The organism is Rhodospirillaceae bacterium, assembly GCA_028819475.1.
GTDB lineage: Bacteria > Pseudomonadota > Alphaproteobacteria > Bin65 > Bin65 > Bin65.
The window spans coordinates 347,771-366,474 of sequence record JAPPLJ010000030.1 but is presented as its reverse complement, the minus strand read 5'-3'; the positions used below and the strand labels follow the sequence as shown (position 1 = coordinate 366,474).

17 protein-coding genes are annotated in these 18,704 nt (G+C 68.5%); 10 read left to right on the top strand and 7 right to left on the bottom strand.

The window, feature by feature from the left end; all coding sequences use genetic code 11:
* The first annotated feature begins 223 nt into the window (after nt 1-223).
* The 5 genes from clpB to uvrB all read left to right on the top strand — a co-directional run bounded on the left by clpB (nt 224) and on the right by uvrB (nt 6,748).
* Nucleotides 224-2,875 (top strand): ATP-dependent chaperone ClpB, encoded by a 2,652-nt coding sequence (gene clpB / locus OXM58_09325; GenBank protein MDE0148563.1) that lies wholly within the window; start codon nt 224-226, stop codon nt 2,873-2,875.
* A 37-nt stretch (nt 2,876-2,912) separates the two neighbouring features.
* On the top strand, nt 2,913-3,548 hold the full coding sequence (locus tag OXM58_09320; protein MDE0148562.1) for a DNA-3-methyladenine glycosylase I: 636 nt from the start codon (nt 2,913-2,915) through the stop codon (nt 3,546-3,548).
* A gap of 210 nt (nt 3,549-3,758) precedes the next feature.
* Nucleotides 3,759-3,911, top strand: coding sequence for a hypothetical protein (locus tag OXM58_09315; protein MDE0148561.1), 153 nt, complete (start codon nt 3,759-3,761; stop codon nt 3,909-3,911).
* A 30-nt stretch (nt 3,912-3,941) separates the two neighbouring features.
* Nucleotides 3,942-4,238: a HigA family addiction module antitoxin gene (locus OXM58_09310; protein ID MDE0148560.1), complete on the top strand. Its 297-nt coding sequence runs from the start codon at nt 3,942-3,944 to the stop codon at nt 4,236-4,238.
* Nucleotides 4,239-4,603: 365 nt separating this feature from the next.
* The gene (gene uvrB, locus OXM58_09305; protein MDE0148559.1) at nt 4,604-6,748 is read left to right on the top strand and encodes an excinuclease ABC subunit UvrB; all 2,145 of its coding nucleotides are present in this window, start codon (nt 4,604-4,606) and stop codon (nt 6,746-6,748) included.
* A gap of 12 nt (nt 6,749-6,760) precedes the next feature.
* Here uvrB and OXM58_09300 read toward each other — a convergent pair whose 3' ends face one another.
* Nucleotides 6,761-7,198 (bottom strand): CBS domain-containing protein, encoded by a 438-nt coding sequence (locus tag OXM58_09300; protein MDE0148558.1) that lies wholly within the window; start codon nt 7,196-7,198, stop codon nt 6,761-6,763.
* Nucleotides 7,199-7,346: 148 nt separating this feature from the next.
* On the bottom strand, nt 7,347-8,084 hold the full coding sequence (locus OXM58_09295; GenBank protein MDE0148557.1) for a glycosyltransferase family 2 protein: 738 nt from the start codon (nt 8,082-8,084) through the stop codon (nt 7,347-7,349).
* A gap of 226 nt (nt 8,085-8,310) precedes the next feature.
* Between OXM58_09295 and OXM58_09290 the strand changes: the two genes are divergently transcribed.
* Nucleotides 8,311-9,957, top strand: coding sequence for a glycosyltransferase family 39 protein (locus OXM58_09290; GenBank protein ID MDE0148556.1), 1,647 nt, complete (start codon nt 8,311-8,313; stop codon nt 9,955-9,957).
* 16 nt (nt 9,958-9,973) lie between these two features.
* Nucleotides 9,974-10,837, top strand: coding sequence for a MaoC family dehydratase N-terminal domain-containing protein (locus tag OXM58_09285; protein ID MDE0148555.1), 864 nt, complete (start codon nt 9,974-9,976; stop codon nt 10,835-10,837).
* 7 nt (nt 10,838-10,844) lie between these two features.
* On the opposite strand, the gene OXM58_09280 is transcribed toward OXM58_09285, so the two are convergent.
* The 4 genes from OXM58_09280 to ppk2 form a co-directional block, all read right to left on the bottom strand.
* Complete coding sequence (locus OXM58_09280) at nt 10,845-11,717, bottom strand: carbon-nitrogen hydrolase family protein (protein MDE0148554.1); 873 nt, start codon at nt 11,715-11,717, stop codon at nt 10,845-10,847.
* A complete protein-coding gene (gene grxC, locus OXM58_09275) occupies nt 11,714-11,977 on the bottom strand; it encodes a glutaredoxin 3 (protein ID MDE0148553.1) in 264 nt (87 codons plus the stop codon). Before grxC ends, OXM58_09280 begins: the two co-directional genes overlap by 4 nt.
* Before the next feature lie 173 nt (nt 11,978-12,150).
* Nucleotides 12,151-12,948 carry a ComF family protein gene (locus tag OXM58_09270; GenBank protein MDE0148552.1) on the bottom strand — a complete coding sequence of 266 codons (798 nt, stop codon included), beginning with the start codon at nt 12,946-12,948 and terminating at the stop codon, nt 12,151-12,153.
* Nucleotides 12,941-13,939, bottom strand: coding sequence for a polyphosphate kinase 2 (gene ppk2, locus OXM58_09265; GenBank protein ID MDE0148551.1), 999 nt, complete (start codon nt 13,937-13,939; stop codon nt 12,941-12,943). The genes OXM58_09270 and ppk2 overlap by 8 nt, the downstream gene beginning before the upstream one ends.
* Before the next feature lie 135 nt (nt 13,940-14,074).
* Between ppk2 and OXM58_09260 the strand changes: the two genes are divergently transcribed.
* Genes OXM58_09260 through OXM58_09250 form a run of 3 tightly spaced genes read left to right on the top strand, consistent with a single transcriptional unit; the run spans nt 14,075 to nt 16,194 of the window.
* Nucleotides 14,075-14,830 (top strand): glucose 1-dehydrogenase, encoded by a 756-nt coding sequence (locus tag OXM58_09260; GenBank protein ID MDE0148550.1) that lies wholly within the window; start codon nt 14,075-14,077, stop codon nt 14,828-14,830.
* Nucleotides 14,831-14,840: 10 nt separating this feature from the next.
* Nucleotides 14,841-15,260, top strand: a complete 420-nt coding sequence (locus tag OXM58_09255) for a hypothetical protein (protein MDE0148549.1) — start codon at nt 14,841-14,843, stop codon at nt 15,258-15,260.
* A gap of 4 nt (nt 15,261-15,264) precedes the next feature.
* Entirely contained in the window at nt 15,265-16,194 is a 930-nt protein-coding gene (locus tag OXM58_09250; GenBank protein MDE0148548.1) for a methyltransferase domain-containing protein, read from the top strand.
* Here the strand turns inward: OXM58_09250 and pheT are convergent.
* The gene (gene pheT, locus OXM58_09245; GenBank protein MDE0148547.1) at nt 16,191-18,614 is read right to left on the bottom strand and encodes a phenylalanine--tRNA ligase subunit beta; all 2,424 of its coding nucleotides are present in this window, start codon (nt 18,612-18,614) and stop codon (nt 16,191-16,193) included. The two genes, OXM58_09250 and pheT, sit on opposite strands and share 4 nt — an antisense overlap.
* Nucleotides 18,615-18,704: the final 90 nt, after the last annotated feature.

Below are 18,704 nucleotides of genomic sequence, written 5' to 3'. Positions count from 1 at the left end.
CGGAACTCCCTGAACATCGACTGATTGTAGCGGCCGGTTCGCGGCGATTCCAATACGGGTCCGGCGCGCGTTCCCGGCTGTGGCATTTTTGCAACACCCGTCTCTTGTGTGCCGTCGGCGGGCGTCCCACATAGCGCACGGGATGCTGCCGAAGCGGGTCCCGCCCTGCCTGTTCTATTGCCTGTCCCGCCGCGTGCCGGGGGACGCGTCACAGGAAGAGACGATGGATTTCGAGAACTATACCGAGCGTGCGCGCGGTTTCGTGCAGGCTGCGCAGACGATCGCGCTCCGGGAAAATCATCAGCAGTTCGTTTCCGAACACTTGCTCAAGGCCCTTCTCGACGACCCGGAAGGTCTGTCGGCAAACCTGATCCGGGCCGCCGGCGGCGATCCGGCGCGCGCCCTGAAGGCGACCGATCTTGCGCTCGGCAAGCTGCCCCGGGTCCAGGGCGGGCAGGGCCAGATCTATCTCGGGCCGGAGACCGCCCGTGTGCTGGACAGTGCCGGCAAGCTGGCCGGGAAGGCCGGCGACAGTTTCGTGACGGTCGAGCGGCTCCTGCTGGCGCTCGCCATGGCCGCCGGGTCGAAATCCGCAGACATTCTCAAGGAGTCCGGCGTCAACCCGCAGGGGCTGAACGCGGCGATCGACGACATGCGCAAGGGCCGGACCGCCGACAGCGCGACCGCCGAGAACGCCTATGACGCCCTGAAGAAATACGCCCGCGATCTCACCCAGGACGCGCGCGACGGCAAGCTCGACCCGATCATCGGCCGCGACGACGAAATCCGCCGGTCGATGCAGGTTCTCTCGCGCCGGACCAAGAACAACCCGGTGCTGATCGGCGAACCCGGCGTCGGCAAGACGGCGATCGCCGAAGGCCTCGCGCGGCGCATCGTCGAGGGCGACGTGCCGGAAAGCCTGCGCGACAAGCGGATCATGGCGCTCGACCTCGGCGCCATGGTCGCCGGCTCGAAGTTCCGCGGCGAATTCGAGGAACGGCTGAAAGCGCTGCTCCAGGAAATCGAGGCCGCCGCGGGCGACATCGTCCTGTTCATCGACGAATTGCACACGCTGGTCGGCGCCGGCGCGGCCGAAGGCTCGATGGATGCCTCGAACATGCTCAAGCCGGCGCTCGCCCGCGGCGCGCTGCACTGCGTCGGCGCCACGACGCTCGACGAATACCGCAAGCATATCGAGAAGGACGCCGCGCTCGCACGGCGCTTCCAGCCGGTCTTCATCGGCGAGCCGACGGTGGAGGATACCGTCTCCATCCTGCGCGGCCTGAAGGAGAAATACGAGTTGCATCACGGCGTGCGCGTCGCCGATTCGGCGCTGGTCGCCGCCGCGACGCTCTCCAACCGCTACATCGCCGACCGCTTCCTGCCCGACAAGGCGATCGACCTGATGGACGAGGCGGCGGCGCGCCTGCGCATGGAGGTCGATTCCAAGCCCTACGAGATCGACGAGCTAGACCGCCGGATCGTCCAGCTCAAGATCGAGCAGGAAGCGCTGAAGAAGGAAAGCGACGACGGTTCCCGGAAACGGCTCGACAAGCTGTCCGGCGAACTCAGGGAACTGGAAAAGAAAAGCGCCGACCTGACGGCGATCTGGCAGGCGGAGAAGGAGAAGATCGCCGATTCGCAGAAGCTCAAGGAAGGGCTGGATCAGGCCCGGATCGAGCTGGAACAGGCCCAGCGCACGGGCGACCTCGCCCGGGCGTCCGAGATCAAGTACGGCCGTATCCCCGAACTGGAAGCCCGGCTGCGCGACCGCGACGAGGCCGAAAGCCGGATGCTGAACGAGGAGGTCGGCGCCGAGGCCATCGCCGCCGTCGTCTCGCGCTGGACCGGCATCCCGGTCGACAGGATGCTCGAAGGCGAGCGCGAGAAGCTGCTCAAGATGGAAGCGGCAATCCAGCGGCGCGTCATCGGCCAGGACGAGGCGGTCGCCGCCGTCGCCAACGCCGTGCGCCGGGCGCGGGCCGGCCTGCAGGACCCCAACCGGCCGGTCGCCAACTTCCTGTTCCTCGGTCCGACCGGGGTCGGCAAGACGGAACTCGCCCGCGCGCTTGCCGAATTCCTGTTCGACGACGAGCACGCCATGGTGCGTATCGACATGTCGGAATACATGGAAAAGCACGCCGTCTCCCGCCTGATCGGCGCGCCGCCGGGCTATGTCGGCTACGACGAGGGCGGGGCGCTGACCGAGGCGGTACGCCGGCGGCCCTACCAGGTCGTGCTGTTCGACGAGATCGAGAAGGCGCACCCGGACGTCTTCAACGTCCTGCTCCAGGTGCTGGACGACGGCAGGCTGACCGACGGCCAGGGCCGGACGGTCGATTTCCGCAACGTCCTGATCGTCATGACCTCCAACCTGGGCGGCGAATTCCTCGCCGCGCTGGCGCCGGGTCGGTCCGTCGATGACGCGCGCAGCCAGGTGATGGATGTCGTGCGCGCCAGCTTCCGGCCGGAATTCCTCAACCGGCTGGACGAAATCCTGCTGTTCAACCGGCTGAGCCGCGATCACATGGCGGCGATCGTCGAGATACAGATCGCCCATTTGCGCAAGCTGCTGACCGACCGGCATATCGCGATCGAGGTCGACGAGCACGTCCTGATCTGGCTGGGCGACGCCGGCTACGATCGGACCTTCGGCGCCCGACCGCTCAAGCGGGTCATTCAAAAGTATCTGCAGGATCCGCTGGCGACGCGGCTTCTGGAGGGCCGGATCGTTGACGGCACCACGGTCCGGGTAACGGTCGCCAAAGGCGCCCTCGTCATCGACGGCGAACCGGTATCGGCGCAGGAACCGGACCTGGGCGCGCCACGCGGCGACACGGCGGCGACCGGCGAAAGCGGCTGGGTCGTCCACTGACCTCGGCGGTGCTGCAGGTGAATGGCGCGGAGGACAGATGACTGCGCAGGACGGCCTGACAACCGGCGCCGACGGCCTTGCGCGTTGCTGGTGGTGCGGCGGCGACGACCTGTACCGGGACTATCACGACCGGGAATGGGGCCGGCCGGTCGCCGACGACCGGCGCCTGTTCGAGAAGATCTGCCTTGAAGGGTTCCAGTCCGGCCTGTCCTGGCTGACGATTCTGCGCAAGCGCGAGAATTTCCGCGCCGCCTTCGACGGCTTCGACTTCCATACGGTCGCCAGTTATGGCGAAACCGATGTCGAGCGGCTGCTGGGCGACGCCGGCATAATCCGCCACCGCGGCAAGATCGAGGCGACGATCAACAACGCCGTCAGAGCGATCGAGCTGGTGCAGGAAGCCGGTTCCCTCGCTGCCTTTTTCTGGCGCTACGAAACGCCGCTGGAAAACCGGCCCGAGCGGCTGAACCGGGCTGCGCTCGCCGGGCTGGCCCAGACGGACATGTCGCGCGCGCTCAGCAAGGATCTGAAGAAACGCGGCTGGAAATTCGTCGGCCCGACGACCTGCTACGCCTTCATGCAGGCCATGGGGCTGGTCAACGACCATCTCGAAGGCTGCGCCTTCCGCGCGGAGGTCGAGGCCGAACGCCGCGCCTTCGTCCGGCCGAAATAGCGCGGTTTGCCGCCGAACCTCCTTTCCCGTCATATCGACCTTTTGCCCCTCCCCGTCATTTCGACCGGAGCGGCGCAGCCGCGAAGTGGAGAAATCTTTCCGGAACAGGGCTTTTGACCAAGCACAGCAGGTGAAAGATTTCTCCGCTCCGCGAACCTGCAGTTCGCTTCGGTCGAAATGACGAATGGATGACGGACGGCTTCGGTCGATATGACGGGTTGGGGGATCGCAGGCGGCTCCGTCTGGCCGGCGATCAGCCTCAGGCAATTCCCCTCCTCACGGCGTAACGAGATACGCGACCTCGCACGCGCGGACTTCGAAGACGGCGATGTCTACGACGTCGACCTGGTCGACTACCGTTAGGGTCGATTGCCACTAACAGGAGGCGGCAACATGACGATGCGCAATCCCCCGCATCCCGGGCGCAGCATCCGGGAGAACTGCCTGGAACCGCTCGGTCTGAACGTCACCGAAGCGGCCAAGGTACTGGGTGTGGCCCGTCACACTCTCTCGCGGGTGCTCAACGGGCATGCAGCCATCTCTCCGGAAATGGCCATTCGGCTGGAGAAGGCAGGCTGGTCGAATGCGGAATTCTGGCTGCGTCGGCAGACCACCTACGATCTCGTGCAGGCCCGCAAGGCAGAAAACAAAATCGACGTCGAGCGATACAAGCCGCAGCCGGCAGCGTGAAGCGCTGCGGATCGAACGCGGTGCCGGAGACCACGCCGCGCCGGCGAAGCGGTTCACCGCGTTCGTCGAATGCTGGAAGTGACCGGTAGAGGGCCGGTTCCCCTTCCCGTCATTTCGACCGGAGCGGGCGTCAGCCGGCGAAGCAGAGAAATCTTTCAACCGGAGCGCAAGGTCCGAAGCGCTGTGCCGGAAAGATTTCTCCGCTCGCTTCGCTCCGATCGAAATGACGGGTGGGGGAATGCGCGGTCGGGCAGCCGGCCCGTTTGCCGATGGCGCGCGCCAGCACCGGGCCATATAGTCGGCCCATGCCGGACGATCTTCCGCTTGCCCTCGAGGAACCGCCGCTCAAGGCGGAGCGGCTGGCGATGCTGCGCGAGCGCGGCGTCGGCCGGCGCGTCGAGGTGGTGTCCGGCTTCCGGCCGGCCGGCGACCAGCCCCAGGCCATCGCCGAACTGACCGAAGGCATGCGCGGCGGCGAGCACAGCCAGGTCCTGCTCGGCGTCACCGGCTCGGGCAAGACCTTCACCATGGCCCATGTCATCCAGAACATGCAGCGCCCGGCGCTGATCCTGGCGCCGAACAAGACGCTGGCCGCCCAGCTCTACGGCGAGATGAAGGGCTTCTTCCCGAACAACGCGGTCGAATATTTCGTCAGCTACTACGACTATTACCAGCCCGAGGCCTATGTGCCGCGCTCGGACACCTATATCGAGAAGGAATCGAGCATCAACGAGCAGATCAACCGGATGCGCCATTCGGCGACCCGGTCGCTGCTCGAGCGGGACGACGTCATCATCGTCGCCTCGGTCTCCTGCATCTACGGCATCGGCTCGATCGAGGCCTATTCGGAGATGATCTCGCGCTTCCAGGAGGGCGACCGGGTTTCGCGCCAGGATATCCTCAAGCGGCTGGTCGAGCTGCAGTACAAGCGCAACGACACCGATTTCCACCGCGGCACCTTCCGGGCGCGCGGCGATACCGTGGAGATCTTCCCGGCCCATCTGGAAGACCGGGCCTGGCGCCTGTCGCTGTTCGGCGACGAGATCGAGAGCATCCGGGAGTTCGATCCGCTGACCGGCGAGAAGATGGAGCCGCTGGACGATATCGTCGTCTTCGCCAACAGCCATTATGTGACGCCCAAGCCGACGCTGCGCCAGGCGATCGCCGGCATCAAGATCGAGCTGAAGGAGCGGCTGGCCGAACTGAACGCCGAGGGCAAACTGCTCGAAGCCCAGCGCCTCGAACAGCGCACGACCTACGACCTGGAGATGCTGGCGGCGACCGGCTCGTGCAACGGGATCGAGAACTATTCCCGCTATCTCACCGGGCGGGCGCCGGGCCAGCCGCCGCCGACCCTGTTCGAGTATCTGCCGAAGCACGCCATCGTCTTCATCGACGAGAGCCACATCACCGTGCCGCAGCTGCACGGCATGTACCGGGGCGACTATGCCCGCAAATCGGTGCTCGCCGAGTTCGGCTTCCGCCTGCCGTCCTGCGTCGACAACCGGCCGCTCAAGTTCGAGGAATGGGACGACATGCGGCCGGAGACCGTGTTCGTCTCGGCAACGCCCGGCGACTGGGAACTGGCGCAGGCCGGCGGTGTCTTCGCCGATCAGGTGATCCGGCCGACCGGCCTGACCGACCCGGTCGTGGAAATCCGCCCGGTCGAGAGCCAGGTCGACGACCTGATCCACGAGGCGAAGGACAGGGCCGGGCGCGGCGAGCGGGTGCTGGTGACGACGCTCACCAAGCGCATGGCCGAAGACCTGACCGAATATCTCCACGAATCCGGCGTCAAGACCCGCTACATGCATTCGGACGTCGATACGCTGGAGCGCATCGAGATCATCCGCGACCTGCGCCTCGGCGTGTTCGACGTGCTGGTCGGCATCAACCTGCTGCGCGAGGGGCTGGACATTCCCGAGGTCTCGCTGATCGCCATCCTCGACGCCGACAAGGAAGGCTATCTGCGCTCGCGCACCTCATTGATCCAGACCATGGGCCGGGCGGCGCGCAACATCGACGGCCGCGCCATTCTCTATGCCGACGCCGTAACGGACTCGATGAAGGCGGCGATCGAGGAGACCAACCGGCGGCGCGAAAAGCAGCAGACCTTCAACGCCGAGAACGGCATCACGCCGGAATCGATCCGCAAGGAGATCGCCGACATCCTCGAGAGCGTCTACGAGCGCGACCGGGTGACGGTCTCGACCGGCGATGCCGGCAAGTCGCATATGATCGGCCACAATCTCAAGGGCTATCTGGAAGAGCTCGAAACCCGGATGAAGGAGCATGCGGCCAACCTGGAATTCGAGGAGGCCGCCCGGCTGCGCGACGAGTTGCGCCGGCTCGAAGCCGAAGACCTGGGCCTCAGCCCGTCGGCCAGCCTGGAAAACCGCGCCCAACGCGCCAAGGCTCTGCTCGACCGGAGCGGCGGCCGGCCCGGCGGCGACAAGCGGACGCCGCGCAAGGGGCGAGGCAAATACGGCAGGCGCCGGCGCGGACCGTAGCGGCGACGGGCGTCAGTCGTATTGCCCCTGGACGTATTTCTGCATTTCCTCGACCTCCCGCGTCGCCTCGGCGAGGCGGTATTTGACGACGTCGCCGATCGAGATCATGCCGGCCAGCCTGCCGTCGTCCATGACCGGCAGATGGCGGAAGCGGCCCTGGGTCATGATTTCCATGGCCTGGGCGATGGTCGCGCCCGGTCCGATCGTAGTGACCCCGCGGGTCATGAGCTGGGAGACCGGCCCGTCGAGGCATTCCGGGCCGAAGGTCGCGATGCCGCGTACGATGTCCCGCTCCGAAAGAATACCGGCGAGACCCGCGTTATCGTCGAGAACGAGCAGGGAGCCGATCTTGCGCCCGGTCATCTCGTTGGCGGCCCGGCCGACCGTCATGTCCGGCGTGCCGGAATGGATCGCGTTGCCCTTGGTGCGCAGGATATCCGATACGAACATCGATGGTCCTCCGATGGCGCGATGCGGCGCGGCGATTTCGGCCGCCCGCCATGGTCGCGCCGGACGGGCCGCAAGGCAAGCGGGTTCCGTCGGGGCAGGTTCCGTCGGGGCCGATTTCCGGCAACCGCCATATCGACCGGAATGCGCTTCAGTCCGTTTCCTCCCGAACGTCCGGATAGCGCATCCGGCGCATCACCCACATGACGCCGATCAGGTCCCACAGTCCGGCCCACAGGCGGTCGAAGGTGCCGTATTTGCTGACGCCGGCATTGCGGGGCCGGTGCGTCACCGGCACCGAAACCGCCCGATGCCCGCGCCGGGCGAACAGGGCGGGGAAGAAGCGGTGCATGTTCTCGAAATGCGGTAGTTCCAGGAATGTCGCCCGGTTCATCAGCTTGAGGCCGCAGGCGGTATCCGGCGTCCCGTCGCCGAGCAGCAGGCGGCGGACCGCGTTGGCGATCCGCGAAACCAGTTTTCGCCGGAAACCGTCCTTGCGTTCGCGCCGCCAGCCGCAGACCAGCAGCCGGGGGTCCGGCGCGCCGCCTTCGCAGAGTGTCTCCCACATCTTCAGCAGGCTGGCGGGGTCGTCCTGGCCGTCGCCGTCCATCGTCGCCATGAAGGGCCCGCGCGCCGCCTTCGCGCCGTTGATGAGCGCCCGGCTCTTGCCGCCGCGCGTTACGTGGGTCACCGCCCGCACGAGGCCGGGCGCCGCCGCGGCCTGCGCGGCGATCTCGGCCGCGGTCCCGTCGTCGCTGCCGTCGTCGACGAACACGATCTCGTAGCCGACCCGTCCGTCCAGCGCCGCCCGCACCTCGCCGACGACCCCGGCGATATTGCCGGACTCGTTGTAAACGGGAATGACGATGGATAGCTCCGGAGCGGACATGAACGCCGAGTGTCTTCTCCCGATGGTTGATCCCGGACCTGCGGCGGGGCCGTTCGCCCGTTCCGGATTCCGGCCGGCGGCCCGCCCGGCCGTCCCCGGTTTGACGGTCCGGAACGATTGTCGTACCTAGCCGGCCATCCCGATCGGGGACCGATTAGCACGCGGGCGGGCGCGGCGTCACCCTGCGGCGGCGGTCGCCGGCGTTTGCGGAAAGGACGCCGAAAGGGTGCTCACCGGGTATCGCGCATGGTTGTGGCTGGTGCTGCTGTGCGCGGCGCTCTACCTGCCGGGACTCGCCTCGCTGCCGGCCATGGACCGCGACGAATCCCGATTCATGCAGGCGTCGCGCCAGATGGCGCAGACCGGCGATACGATCCGCATCCGTTTCCTCAACAAGGCGCGCAACAAGAAGCCGGCCGGCATTCACTGGATGCAGGCCGCTTCGGTCAAGCTGCTGAGCACGCCGGAGAGCACGGCCCTGTGGCCCTACCGGCTGCCCTCGGTGCTGGGCGCCACCGCCGCCGTCCTGTTCGCCTTCGCCCTCGGCCTGCTGTTCCTCGACCGGCGCGGCGCGTTTCTCGCGTCGGCGCTGCTGGCGTCCTCCTTCGTGCTCGTCGTCGAGGCCCATACCGCCAAGACCGACGCGGTCCTGCTCGGCGCCATCGTCGCGGCGCAATATGCGCTCGCCCGCATCTATCTCGACGGGCGCAGCGGCGCGGTCACCGGCTGGCGCATCGCCATCCTGTTCTGGGCCGCGCTCGCCGTCGGTATCCTCATCAAGGGACCGGTCCCCGTTGCGGTCGTGTTCCTGACCCTGGCGGCCCTGCTGGTCACCGACCGGCAGGCCCGCTTCTGGCGCGGCCTGCGGCCGCCGGTCGGCCTGCCGCTGCTCCTGCTGATCGCCGCGCCCTGGTATCTCGCCATCATCCTGGCCGACGACACCTTCCTGCGCGAAGCCGGCGGCCGGGATTTTCTCGGCAAGCTGCTCACCGCCCAGGAACAGCATGGCGCGCCGCCGGGCGCCTATGCCCTGATCCTTGTCATCGCCTTCGCCCCGGCCTCACTGTTCGTCTGGCAGGCTCTGCGCTGGAGCTGGACCTGGCGGCGCGAGGCGGCCGTGCGCTTCTGCCTGTGCTGGATCCTGCCCTTCTGGCTGGTGCTGGAACTGACGCCGACCAAGCTGCCCCACTATATCCTGCCGACCTTCCCCGCCCTGGCGCTGCTGATCGCGATGGCGGTCCGGGCCGCCGAAGCCGGCGAGTTCCGCTGGTTGCAGCATTGGGCGTCGCGCACCCTCTACATCGCCGGGCTTTTGCTGATCGGCGGATTCGCCGTCCTGGCGTTCCTGCTGCCGATCGTGACGGGAAACGGCTTCGTCTGGGCCGGCCTTGTCCCGATCCTGGCGGTCGTTGCGGTGAGCCTCTACACGGTCCCGCGCCTGTGGCGGGGTGAGATCAGGGCGGCGCTGCTGGCGTCGGCCTTCGCCGCGCCGCTCGTTTTCGCGCCGGTCCTGTCCGCCGTGGCGCCCGCGGTAAACCAGCTCTGGATCAGCCGCGAGATCGGCCGCAAGGTGGCGGCGCTCGACCTGCCGGCCGGAACGCGTTTCTTCGCCAGCGGCTATACCGAGCCGAGCCTGGCCTTCTACCTGGGCAGCGGCCTGCGCTTGACCTCGCCAGCGGCCCTCGGCGCCGGCCTGCCGGAGCAAAGCTGGCTGGCCGTGATCCGCGACGACAGGGTCGGGAAGTTCCGCGATGCGATGGCCCGGCGGGGACTCGCGGTCCGCGCCGTGGCAACGGTTTCCGGCCTGAACTATTCGCGCGGCCGGCGCACGACGGTCACGCTGTTCCGGCCGGCGCGTCCGGACGGCCGGTAGGCGCAGGAGGCATCGGATGACGCAAGCCAGCCCTGACCCGCGCGACTGGATCGGCCGGACGGAAACGGTTGCGGACACGATCACCCCGACATCCGTTTTCCGCATGAGCCGGACGCTGGACCGCGACGACCCGGAGCCGCAGGAGGGCGATCCGCTGCCGCCCTGCTGGCACTGGCTCTATTTCGCACCGGCCGCGCAGCCCGCGGATATCGGCCATGACGGCCATCCGGCAAAGGGCGGGTTCCTGCCGCCGATCGCCTATCCGCGGCGCATGTGGGCGGGCAGCCGGATCCGGTTCGACCGGCCGCTGCGGGTCGGCGACCGTGCCGCCCGGCGGTCCGAAATCGCCGACGTCGTTTTCAAGGAAGGGCGCACCGGCAAACTGGGCTTCGTCACCGTCAGGCACACCTATTCCGGCAGCGAAGGGCCGTCGATCGCCGAGGAGCAGGACATCGTGTACCGGGAGCCGCCGGCCGGCGGCCCGAATGCCGGAAACGCCGCGCCGCCGCCGCAGGAGCCGCCCGGCAAAGCCGAGATCGAGCGGGAGATTGCGCCGGACCCCGTGATGCTGTTCCGCTATTCGGCGCTCACCTTCAACGGCCACCGCATCCACTACGACCATCCCTATGTCACCGGCGTCGAAGGCTACCCCGGCCTGATCGTCCACGGCCCGTTGATCGCCACCCTGCTGGTCGACCTGGTGCGCTGCAACCTGCCCGGCGCCGATGTCGCGCAATTCCGGTTCCGCGGCCTGCGGCCGACCTTCGACACCGGCCCGTTCATGGTGAAGGGTTTCCGCGAAGGCGACGAATTCAGCTTGTGGTCTCTGGACAATGGCGGCGCCGTCGCGATGACCGCGCGTCTCGCCCTGCGCTCCTGAGCGGCGCCTATTCCGCGGCGCTGCGCCGGGCCGTCAGATCGTTGACGGTGAACGCACGCTCGGCGTGCAGGGACGGAATGCGGCGGCGGCTCTTCTCCACGAGATCCAGGTCGAGCGTGCCGAAGACCAGGTTTTCGCCTTCGCCGCCGTCGGCGATCACCTCGCCCCACGGATTCACGATCAGCGAATGGCCGAAGGTCTTTCGCCCTTCCGCATGGTTGCCCCACTGGGCCGGCGCAATGACGAAACAGCCGGTCTCGATCGCCCGGGCGCGCAGGAGCATGTGCCAGTGCGCCTGGCCCGTCGTCCGGGTGAAGGCGGACGGGACCGTCAGGATATCGGCGCCCGCCTGAGCCAGAGCGCGGTACAGGCCGGGAAAGCGCAGGTCGTAGCACACGGTCATGCCGATCCGGCCCCAGGGCGAGGGTGCGAGAACGGCCTCCGTCCCGGCCTGGATGGTATCGGATTCCCGGTACCACTCGTCCTCGCGCAGATTGACGTCGAAGCAATGCAGCTTGTCGTAGCGCGCCACGATGGCGCCGCTGTCATCGACCAGGAAGGAGCGGTTGGCCAGCTTGCCGCCGGGCAGTTTGATCGAGAGCGAGCCGATCAGCAGCCAGACGCCGGCCTTGCGCGCCGCTTCCGTCAGCGCCGGCAATGCCGGATGGTCCTCTTCCGTCTTCGCCTTGCGTAGCGCCGCAGCGGCGACCGGTTCGATCATCGTGGCGTTTTCCGGCGCCAGGACGAACTTCGCGCCTTCCTCCGCGCTGGTGCGGATCATCCGGCCGAGTTTTCTGATATTCGGCTCGAACTCGCGTTCAGCGGTCACCTGCAGGCAGGCGACCTTGACGCTCCCGCCGCCGGCCGCCTTCGCCGTCATCGCGCGTCCTGGGCCAGCATGGGATCGAGCCGGCCGTTCGCGTCCAGGGCATGCAGTTCGTCGCAGCCGCCGATATGCCGGCCGTCGATCCAGATCTGCGGCACGGTTTTGGCGCCGGCCCGCTCGGCCATGGCCCGGCGCACCTTGGGCCGGAAAGTGACGTCGACCTCGGTATAGTCCGCACCGTTGCGCTTGAGCAGCGACAGCGCCCGGGCGCAGTACGGGCACATCATCGTCGTGTAGATTTCTACCTTTGCCATCGCGCCCCGGTGCGTTCGTATCGTTTCTGCGTTCGTATCGTTTCGGGCTTACATGGACCGCCGCCGCAGCGGTGTCCAGTTCCCGGCCCATGACCGCGCCGCATCCGGCACTGCATCCGCACCGTATGTTTTCCGCGGGAGATCCGGCGGAATCGAGCGCGTTTGCATGGCGGTCATTCCGGCTGCGCGCTGCGGACGACCCGGGCCAGCACCAGAACGTCGACCCGCGACGCTCCGGCCCGCTTCAGCGTCCGGGCGGCCGCTTCGACCGTGGCGCCGGTCGTCATAACATCGTCGACCAGCAGAATGCGCGCATCCCGTATCGCGGGCCGCCGGCGCGGCGCGACCGCGAATGCGCCGCGGACATTCAGCCGCCGGGCCCTTCGGGTGAGGCCGCCCTGGCTCGGCGTCGCCCGGGTCCGGCGCAGCAGGTCGACGCACAATCCGATGCCGGCCGCCGCTGCGACGCCGCGCGCCAGTTCGGCGGACTGGTTATAGCGGCGCGCGGCGAGCCGGCGCCAATGCAGCGGCACCGGCGCGACCAGATCGGCGTGCGGCGCCAGTTCCGCCCCGGCCCGCGCCATCCAGCCGCCGAAGTGGCGGCCGGCCTGCATCCGGTCGCCGTGCTTGAACGACAGGATCAGCGGCCGACTCGCATCGTCGTAGCGCAGCACGGCCCGCGCCGCATCGAACGCCGGCGGACCGGCGGCGCAGCCTCCGCACAGGGCGCCGTCTTCGATGTCGAATTCGAACGGCAGTCCGCAACAGGCGCACCAGGGCCGCTCGATGAACGACAGGCCGCCCCAGCAGGCGCCGCACAGGGCGCCGTCGCTTGGCGCGATCGCGCCGCAGCCCAGGCAGCGCGGTGGCAGGAGCGCATCCGCGGCCTGGAGGGCGGCCGTGCGCAGAAGGCCGACCGCCCGGCCGGGTGCATTTCCGGCCTGCGATACGCCGCTGCTGCCGTCAGTCACCGCGTTGGCTGCGCCTGGCGCCGCGGCGCTGGTCGGGATGGACCGCGCGGCCCAGAATGTGGGTGCCGTCTCCGATAGCGTGGGCGGTACCGCCGACGATCAGGGGATCGGGCTCGCCGACGAGCCGCCTGTCCTTGCCCGGAAAGGGCAGGCTGCTGAGGAAATGCCGCATGCAGTTCAGCCGCGCCCGCTTCTTGTCGTCCGACTTGATGATGGTCCAGGGCGCATCGGCGGTATCGGTGTAGAAATACATCGCCTCCTTGGCCTCGGTGTAGTCGTCCCACAGGTTGAGCGATTTCCGGTCGATCGGCGACAGCTTCCACTGCTTCAGCGGTTCGTTCTCGCGCGATTTGAAGCGGCGCAACTGTTCGTCCCGGGTCACCGAGAACCAGTATTTGAACAGGCGGATGCCGCTGCGCACGAGCATCCGCTCGAATTCGGGCGTCTCGCGCATGAATTCGAGATATTCGTTGGGGGTGCAGAAGCCCATGACCCGCTCGACGCCGGCCCGGTTGTACCAGGAACGGTCGAACAGGACGATTTCCCCGGCCGAAGGGAGATGCGCGACGTAGCGCTGGAAATACCACTGGGACTGCTCTTTCCCGGTCGGCTTGTCGAGCGCGACCACCCGCGCGCCGCGCGGGTTGAGATGTTCGGTAAACCGCTTGATCGTGCCGCCCTTGCCGGCGGCGTCCCGGCCCTCGAACAGGCAGACGATCTTCTGCCCGGTCTCACGCACCCACTCCTGCACCTTGAGCAGTTCGATCTGTAACTCCGCCTTGCGCTTCTCATAGTCCTTGCGGCCGATCTTCCGCCGGTACGGGTATTCGCCGGATTCGAAGACCTGCCGGATGGCCTCCCGGTCCCGGCGGATTTCCGCGGCGGTCGGCTTTCCCGGCGCCGGATCTTCGGTCAACTCGGGCAGCGGTTCGGCGTTCGCGCCTGCCGTTTCCGCCTGCTTGCCGCGGCTGCTCCGTTCGGCGTTGCTCATGACTGCCGACCTCCCTAGAGTATCGCCGAACCTGACGCAGTCATGCGCCGGATGGCAGGATGCCGACAGGCGTCGCATCCCGCTGCCGGTACCGGTTTCCCGGCGCGCCGCTGCCCTTCTTGAACGGATGATAGCATGAACCTTACGGGAAAGACCGCAATTGTGACCGGCGCCGCGCGCGGCCTCGGACGCGCCTATGCGCAGAAAATGGTGGAAATGGGTGTCAGCGTGGTCGCCGCCGACATCGCGGACTGCGGCGAGACCGTGGCTGCCGCCTATGGCCCCGGCAAGATCGTCGGCACGAGCGTCGACGTGGCCAGCTTCGACAGCGCGGAGGCGATGGCCGCGCTGGCCTGCGAGCGCTTCGGCGGCATAGATATTCTGGTGAACAATGCGGCGCTTTACGGTTCCCTCACCGGCGGCCGGATCGAGACGATCGACGAGGCGGACTGGGACGCCTGCATGGCGGTCAACGTCAAGGGCCTGTGGAACTGCGCAAGGGCCGTGATCCCCTCGATGCGGGAGCGCGGCGGCGGCAGCATCATCAACATTTCCTCGCTGGCCGCGGTCTACGGCCTGCCCTACGCGCTGCACTATTCCACCTCGAAGGGCGCCGTGATCGGTATGACCCGGGCCATGGCGCGCGAGTTGGGGCGGGACTGGATCCGGGTGAACGCGATCGCCCCGTCGGCCGTGCTGACCGAAGGGACGGACGAATTCTTCGGCGAGAAGAAGGAGAAGGGCATGCAGGTGATCGCCGCCTCGCAGAGCCTGCAAAAGAACCTGGAGACCGACGATCTGGTCGGCACCGTGCTCTACCTCGCCGGCGACGCCAGCAAGTTCGTGACCGGCCAGACGATCATGGTCGACGGCGGCACGGTCTATCTTTGATGGATCATCCGTGACGGTCCGCCGCCTGACGGGTGCCGGCCTGCTTGCCTTCGCCCTTGCGGCGGTGGCGCAGCCGGCCGGGGCGGTCACGGTGGCGGACTATCAGAAATGGCGCCATGCAACGCGCACCGTGCGGGCGACGCCGACCGGTCTGGTCGAGGTGCGCCTCGGCGGAATCCTCAGCGGCTTGCTGCTGGCCAACGGGAGGCTCGGCCGCGCCGGCGGCCCGGTGCTGTTCTGCCCGCCCGCCGGTGCGGCGGCCGGCGGCATGGCAAGCGTCGACCTGCGCAAGCGTGTCGATGCGGAACTGAAATCCCCGTCGCGGCCAAGTGGCGAGCCCTGGCCCGCGGACACCGGAATCGGGGCGGTCGTCCTGCATATCCTGCAAAGGGACTGGCGCTGCCCGGCCGGCCGCCGGGTCGTGAAATAGCGCCGTGACCGGCCCGGCCCGGATCTTCGACCGCCGCGCCGTCCGCCTGCACCGCGACCGGGCGGCCCGCCGCTGGTCCGGATTTTCCGGTTCGCGCAACCCGGAATTCCTGCACGAGGAAGTCGCCGCCCGGCTCCTCGAAAGGTTGGGGGAGGTGCGCGAACCCTTCGCGGACTGCCTCTATCTGGGCTGCCGGCGCGGTTACGCGACGCGGCGGCTTGCTGCGCGGACCGGGATGCAGCGGGTCGTGCAGGCCGATCTGAGCCCGGCGATGGCCGCCGCCGCGCGGACCGCCAACCGTTTCTTTCCCGCCCTGTGCCTGGACGAGGAATGCCTGCCCTTCGCCGACGGCAGCTTCGACCTCGTCTTCGCGCCGCTGTCGCTGCACTGGGTCGACGACCTGCCGGGAACGATGATCCAGCTCAACCGCCTGCTCCGGCCGGGCGGCCTGTTGCTGGCGGCATTGATCGGCGGCGGCGCGCTCGCGGAACTGCGCGAGGCGCTGGCCGAGGCCGAACTGGCCGGCGAAGGCGGAGTCTCGCCGCGGGTCTCGCCCTTTGCCGACGTGCGCGACGGCGGCGACCTGCTGCAACGGGCGGGGTTCGCCCTTCCGGTGGCCGACCGCGAGCGGATCGGCGCGACCTACGAACACGCCTTCGGCCTGATGATCGACCTGCGCCAGATGGGCGAGACCAACGCCGTCTGCGCCCGGCGCAAATCCTTTACCCGCCGCGCCACCCTGGTCGAGGCGGCGGAGGTCTATCTGCGCCGCTTCGCCGACAGGGGCGGCCGGCTGCGCGCCACCTTCGACATCCTCTTCCTGACCGGATGGGCGCCGGCAGAGGGCCAGCCCCGGCCGCTGCGCCCGGGCAGCGCCGCAACCCGCCTCGCCGATGCGCTGGGCGGGACGGAAGCCGACCCGGAGGCCGGCTAACCGCGCAGTTCGCCGCCGGCCTGTTTCTGCACGGCGGCGACGATTTTCTCGGCCACGGCGTCGATTTCTGCGTCGGTCAGGGTTTTTTCCTTCGGCTGGAGGGTCACGGCGATGGCGACGGACTTGCGGTCGTCGCCGATTCCTGCGCCCTCGTAGACATCGAATACCGACACGTCGGCGACCAGCGCCTTTTCGGCGTTCTTCGCCGCCCGGACCACCTTCTCGGCCGGTGTCGACCGGTCCAGCACGAAGGCGAAATCGCGTTCGACCGGCTGGAAGGGCGGCGGATCGAGCAGGGCGCGCGCCCGGGTGCCCTTGTCCTTGCGCGGCGGCAGCGCATCGAAAAAGACCTCGAAGCCGACCATCGGGCCCTTGGCGTCGAGCGCGCGCAGAACCCGCGGATGCATCTCGCCGAAGGCGGCCAGCACCCGGTTGCCCAGCTTCAGGACGCCGGACCGGCCCGGATGGTACCAGCCGGGCGCTTCGGGCGCGGTCTGCAGGCTGCCGACCGGGGCACCGGCCGCATCCAGCGCCGCCAGCGCATCGGCCTTGGCGTCGAACGGGTCGGCGGCGCGCAGCGCCTCGAACCACGGGCGGCCGTTGCGATCGCCGGCGCGCAAACCCCCGGCGACGGTGGCCTGGTCCTCCGGCTCGTTGCCGGCGAACTGCGGCCCGATCTCGAACAGCGCAACATCGGGCGACCCGCGGTCGGCGTTCCAGCGCGCCGCCTGGATCAGGTTCGGCAGGATCGACGGCCGCATGACGTCCAGATCGGTCGTGATCGGATTCTCGAGCGTGGTCTTCGGGGTCGCCCCGCCGAACAGTCCGGCGTGGCCGGCGTCCATGAAAGACCAGGTAACGGCCTCCAGCATGCCCCGTGCCGCCAGGGCGCGCCTTGCCATGCCCAGGCGGCGCTGGTCCGGCGTCACCGTGCGCGTGGCGACGCCTTCGGGCACGACCGGGACGGCCGGGATCCGGTCGTAGCCGTAGACGCGCAGCACGTCCTCGACGATGTCCGCCTCGCCGTGGGCGTCGATATCGAAGACGCGCCAGGAGGGGATGGCGACCGTCCACGTCTCCTCGCCGTTCACCGGCGCCTTCTCCCGGACGGTGTAGCCCTGCGCTTCGAGGATGCGCTCGATTTGGGCGTCGGGCACGGCGAGGCCGCCCAGACTCTCCAGCCGCGCCGGCCGGAAGCGCACGGTGCGCGGCCAGTCCGGGACGGCGCCGGCGCTGAAGACGTGGCTCGCCTCGCCGCCGCAGAATTCGAGGATCAGGCGCGCCGCCACCTCGGCGCCCCACAGAGCCGATTCCGGATCGACGCCGCGCTCGAAGCGGTAGCGGGCGTCCGAACTCAGACTGAGCTTCCGGCCGGTTGCCGCGGTGCGCAGCGTGTCGAACAGGGCGACCTCGAGGAACACGTTCGTCGTACCGGGCTGGCAGCCGGTCTCCTCGCCGCCCATCAGGCCACCGATGGCGTGGACCGCCCGGTCGTCGGCAATGACTGTCATTTCAGAAATAAGAGAATATTCGTTGCCGTCGAGCGCCTGGAGCGTTTCGCCGTCGCGCGCCATCCGCATGGTGAGGTCGCCGGCCAGCCTGTCGGCGTCGAAGACATGCAGGGGCCGGGCCAGGTCGTGGGTCACCAGGTTGGTGATATCGACCAGGGCCGAGATCGGCCGCAGCCCGATCGCCCGCAGGCGCCGCTGCACCCAGTCCGGGCTCGGCCCGTTGGTCACGCCGCGGAAGAACCGGCCGACGACGAAGGGGCAGGCGCCGGCATAGTCGCCCGGCAGGTCGCGCTTCCAGACCAGCGGGCTGTCAAACGTGCCCGGCACGGGCGCGGCGTCGAAGGGCTTAAGCTGCCCGACACCGGCGGCGGCGAGGTCGCGCGCGATACCGTGGACGCCCAGCGCATCCTGGCGGTTCGGCGTGATCGCGACTTCGATTACCGGGTCGTTCAGGCCGAGCCAGTCGGCGAACGGCGCCCCGACCGGGGCGTCGTCCGGCAGGTCGATGATGCCCTCATGCTCGTCGGACAGGCCCATCTCCCGCTCGGAGCACAGCATGCCGTTCGATTCCTGGCCGCGGATCACGCCCTTCTTCAGGTCCAGCCCGGTGCCGGGGATACGCGTGCCGGCCGCGGCAAACACGCCCTTCATGCCGGTCCTCGCATTCGGCGCGCCGCACACCACCTGGATCCGGTCCTCGCCGGTATCGACGATGCACACGCTCAGCCGGTCGGCGTCCGGATGCTGCCGCGCCTCGACGACCCGGGCGATCCGGAAGGGGGCGAGTTCGGCGGCCTTGTCCTCAACGCTTTCGACCTCGAGGCCGATGGCGGTCAGCTTCGCGGCGATCTCGTCCAGCGGCGCATCCGTCTCCAGATGCTCCCTGAGCCAGGACAGGGTGAATTTCATGTCGGGCGTTCCGTGGCGGTGGGGCCGGGATTATCTGGCGACCCGCTGCCATCCGGCAACCGGCGGCAGGGCCGCACCGCCCAAATCATC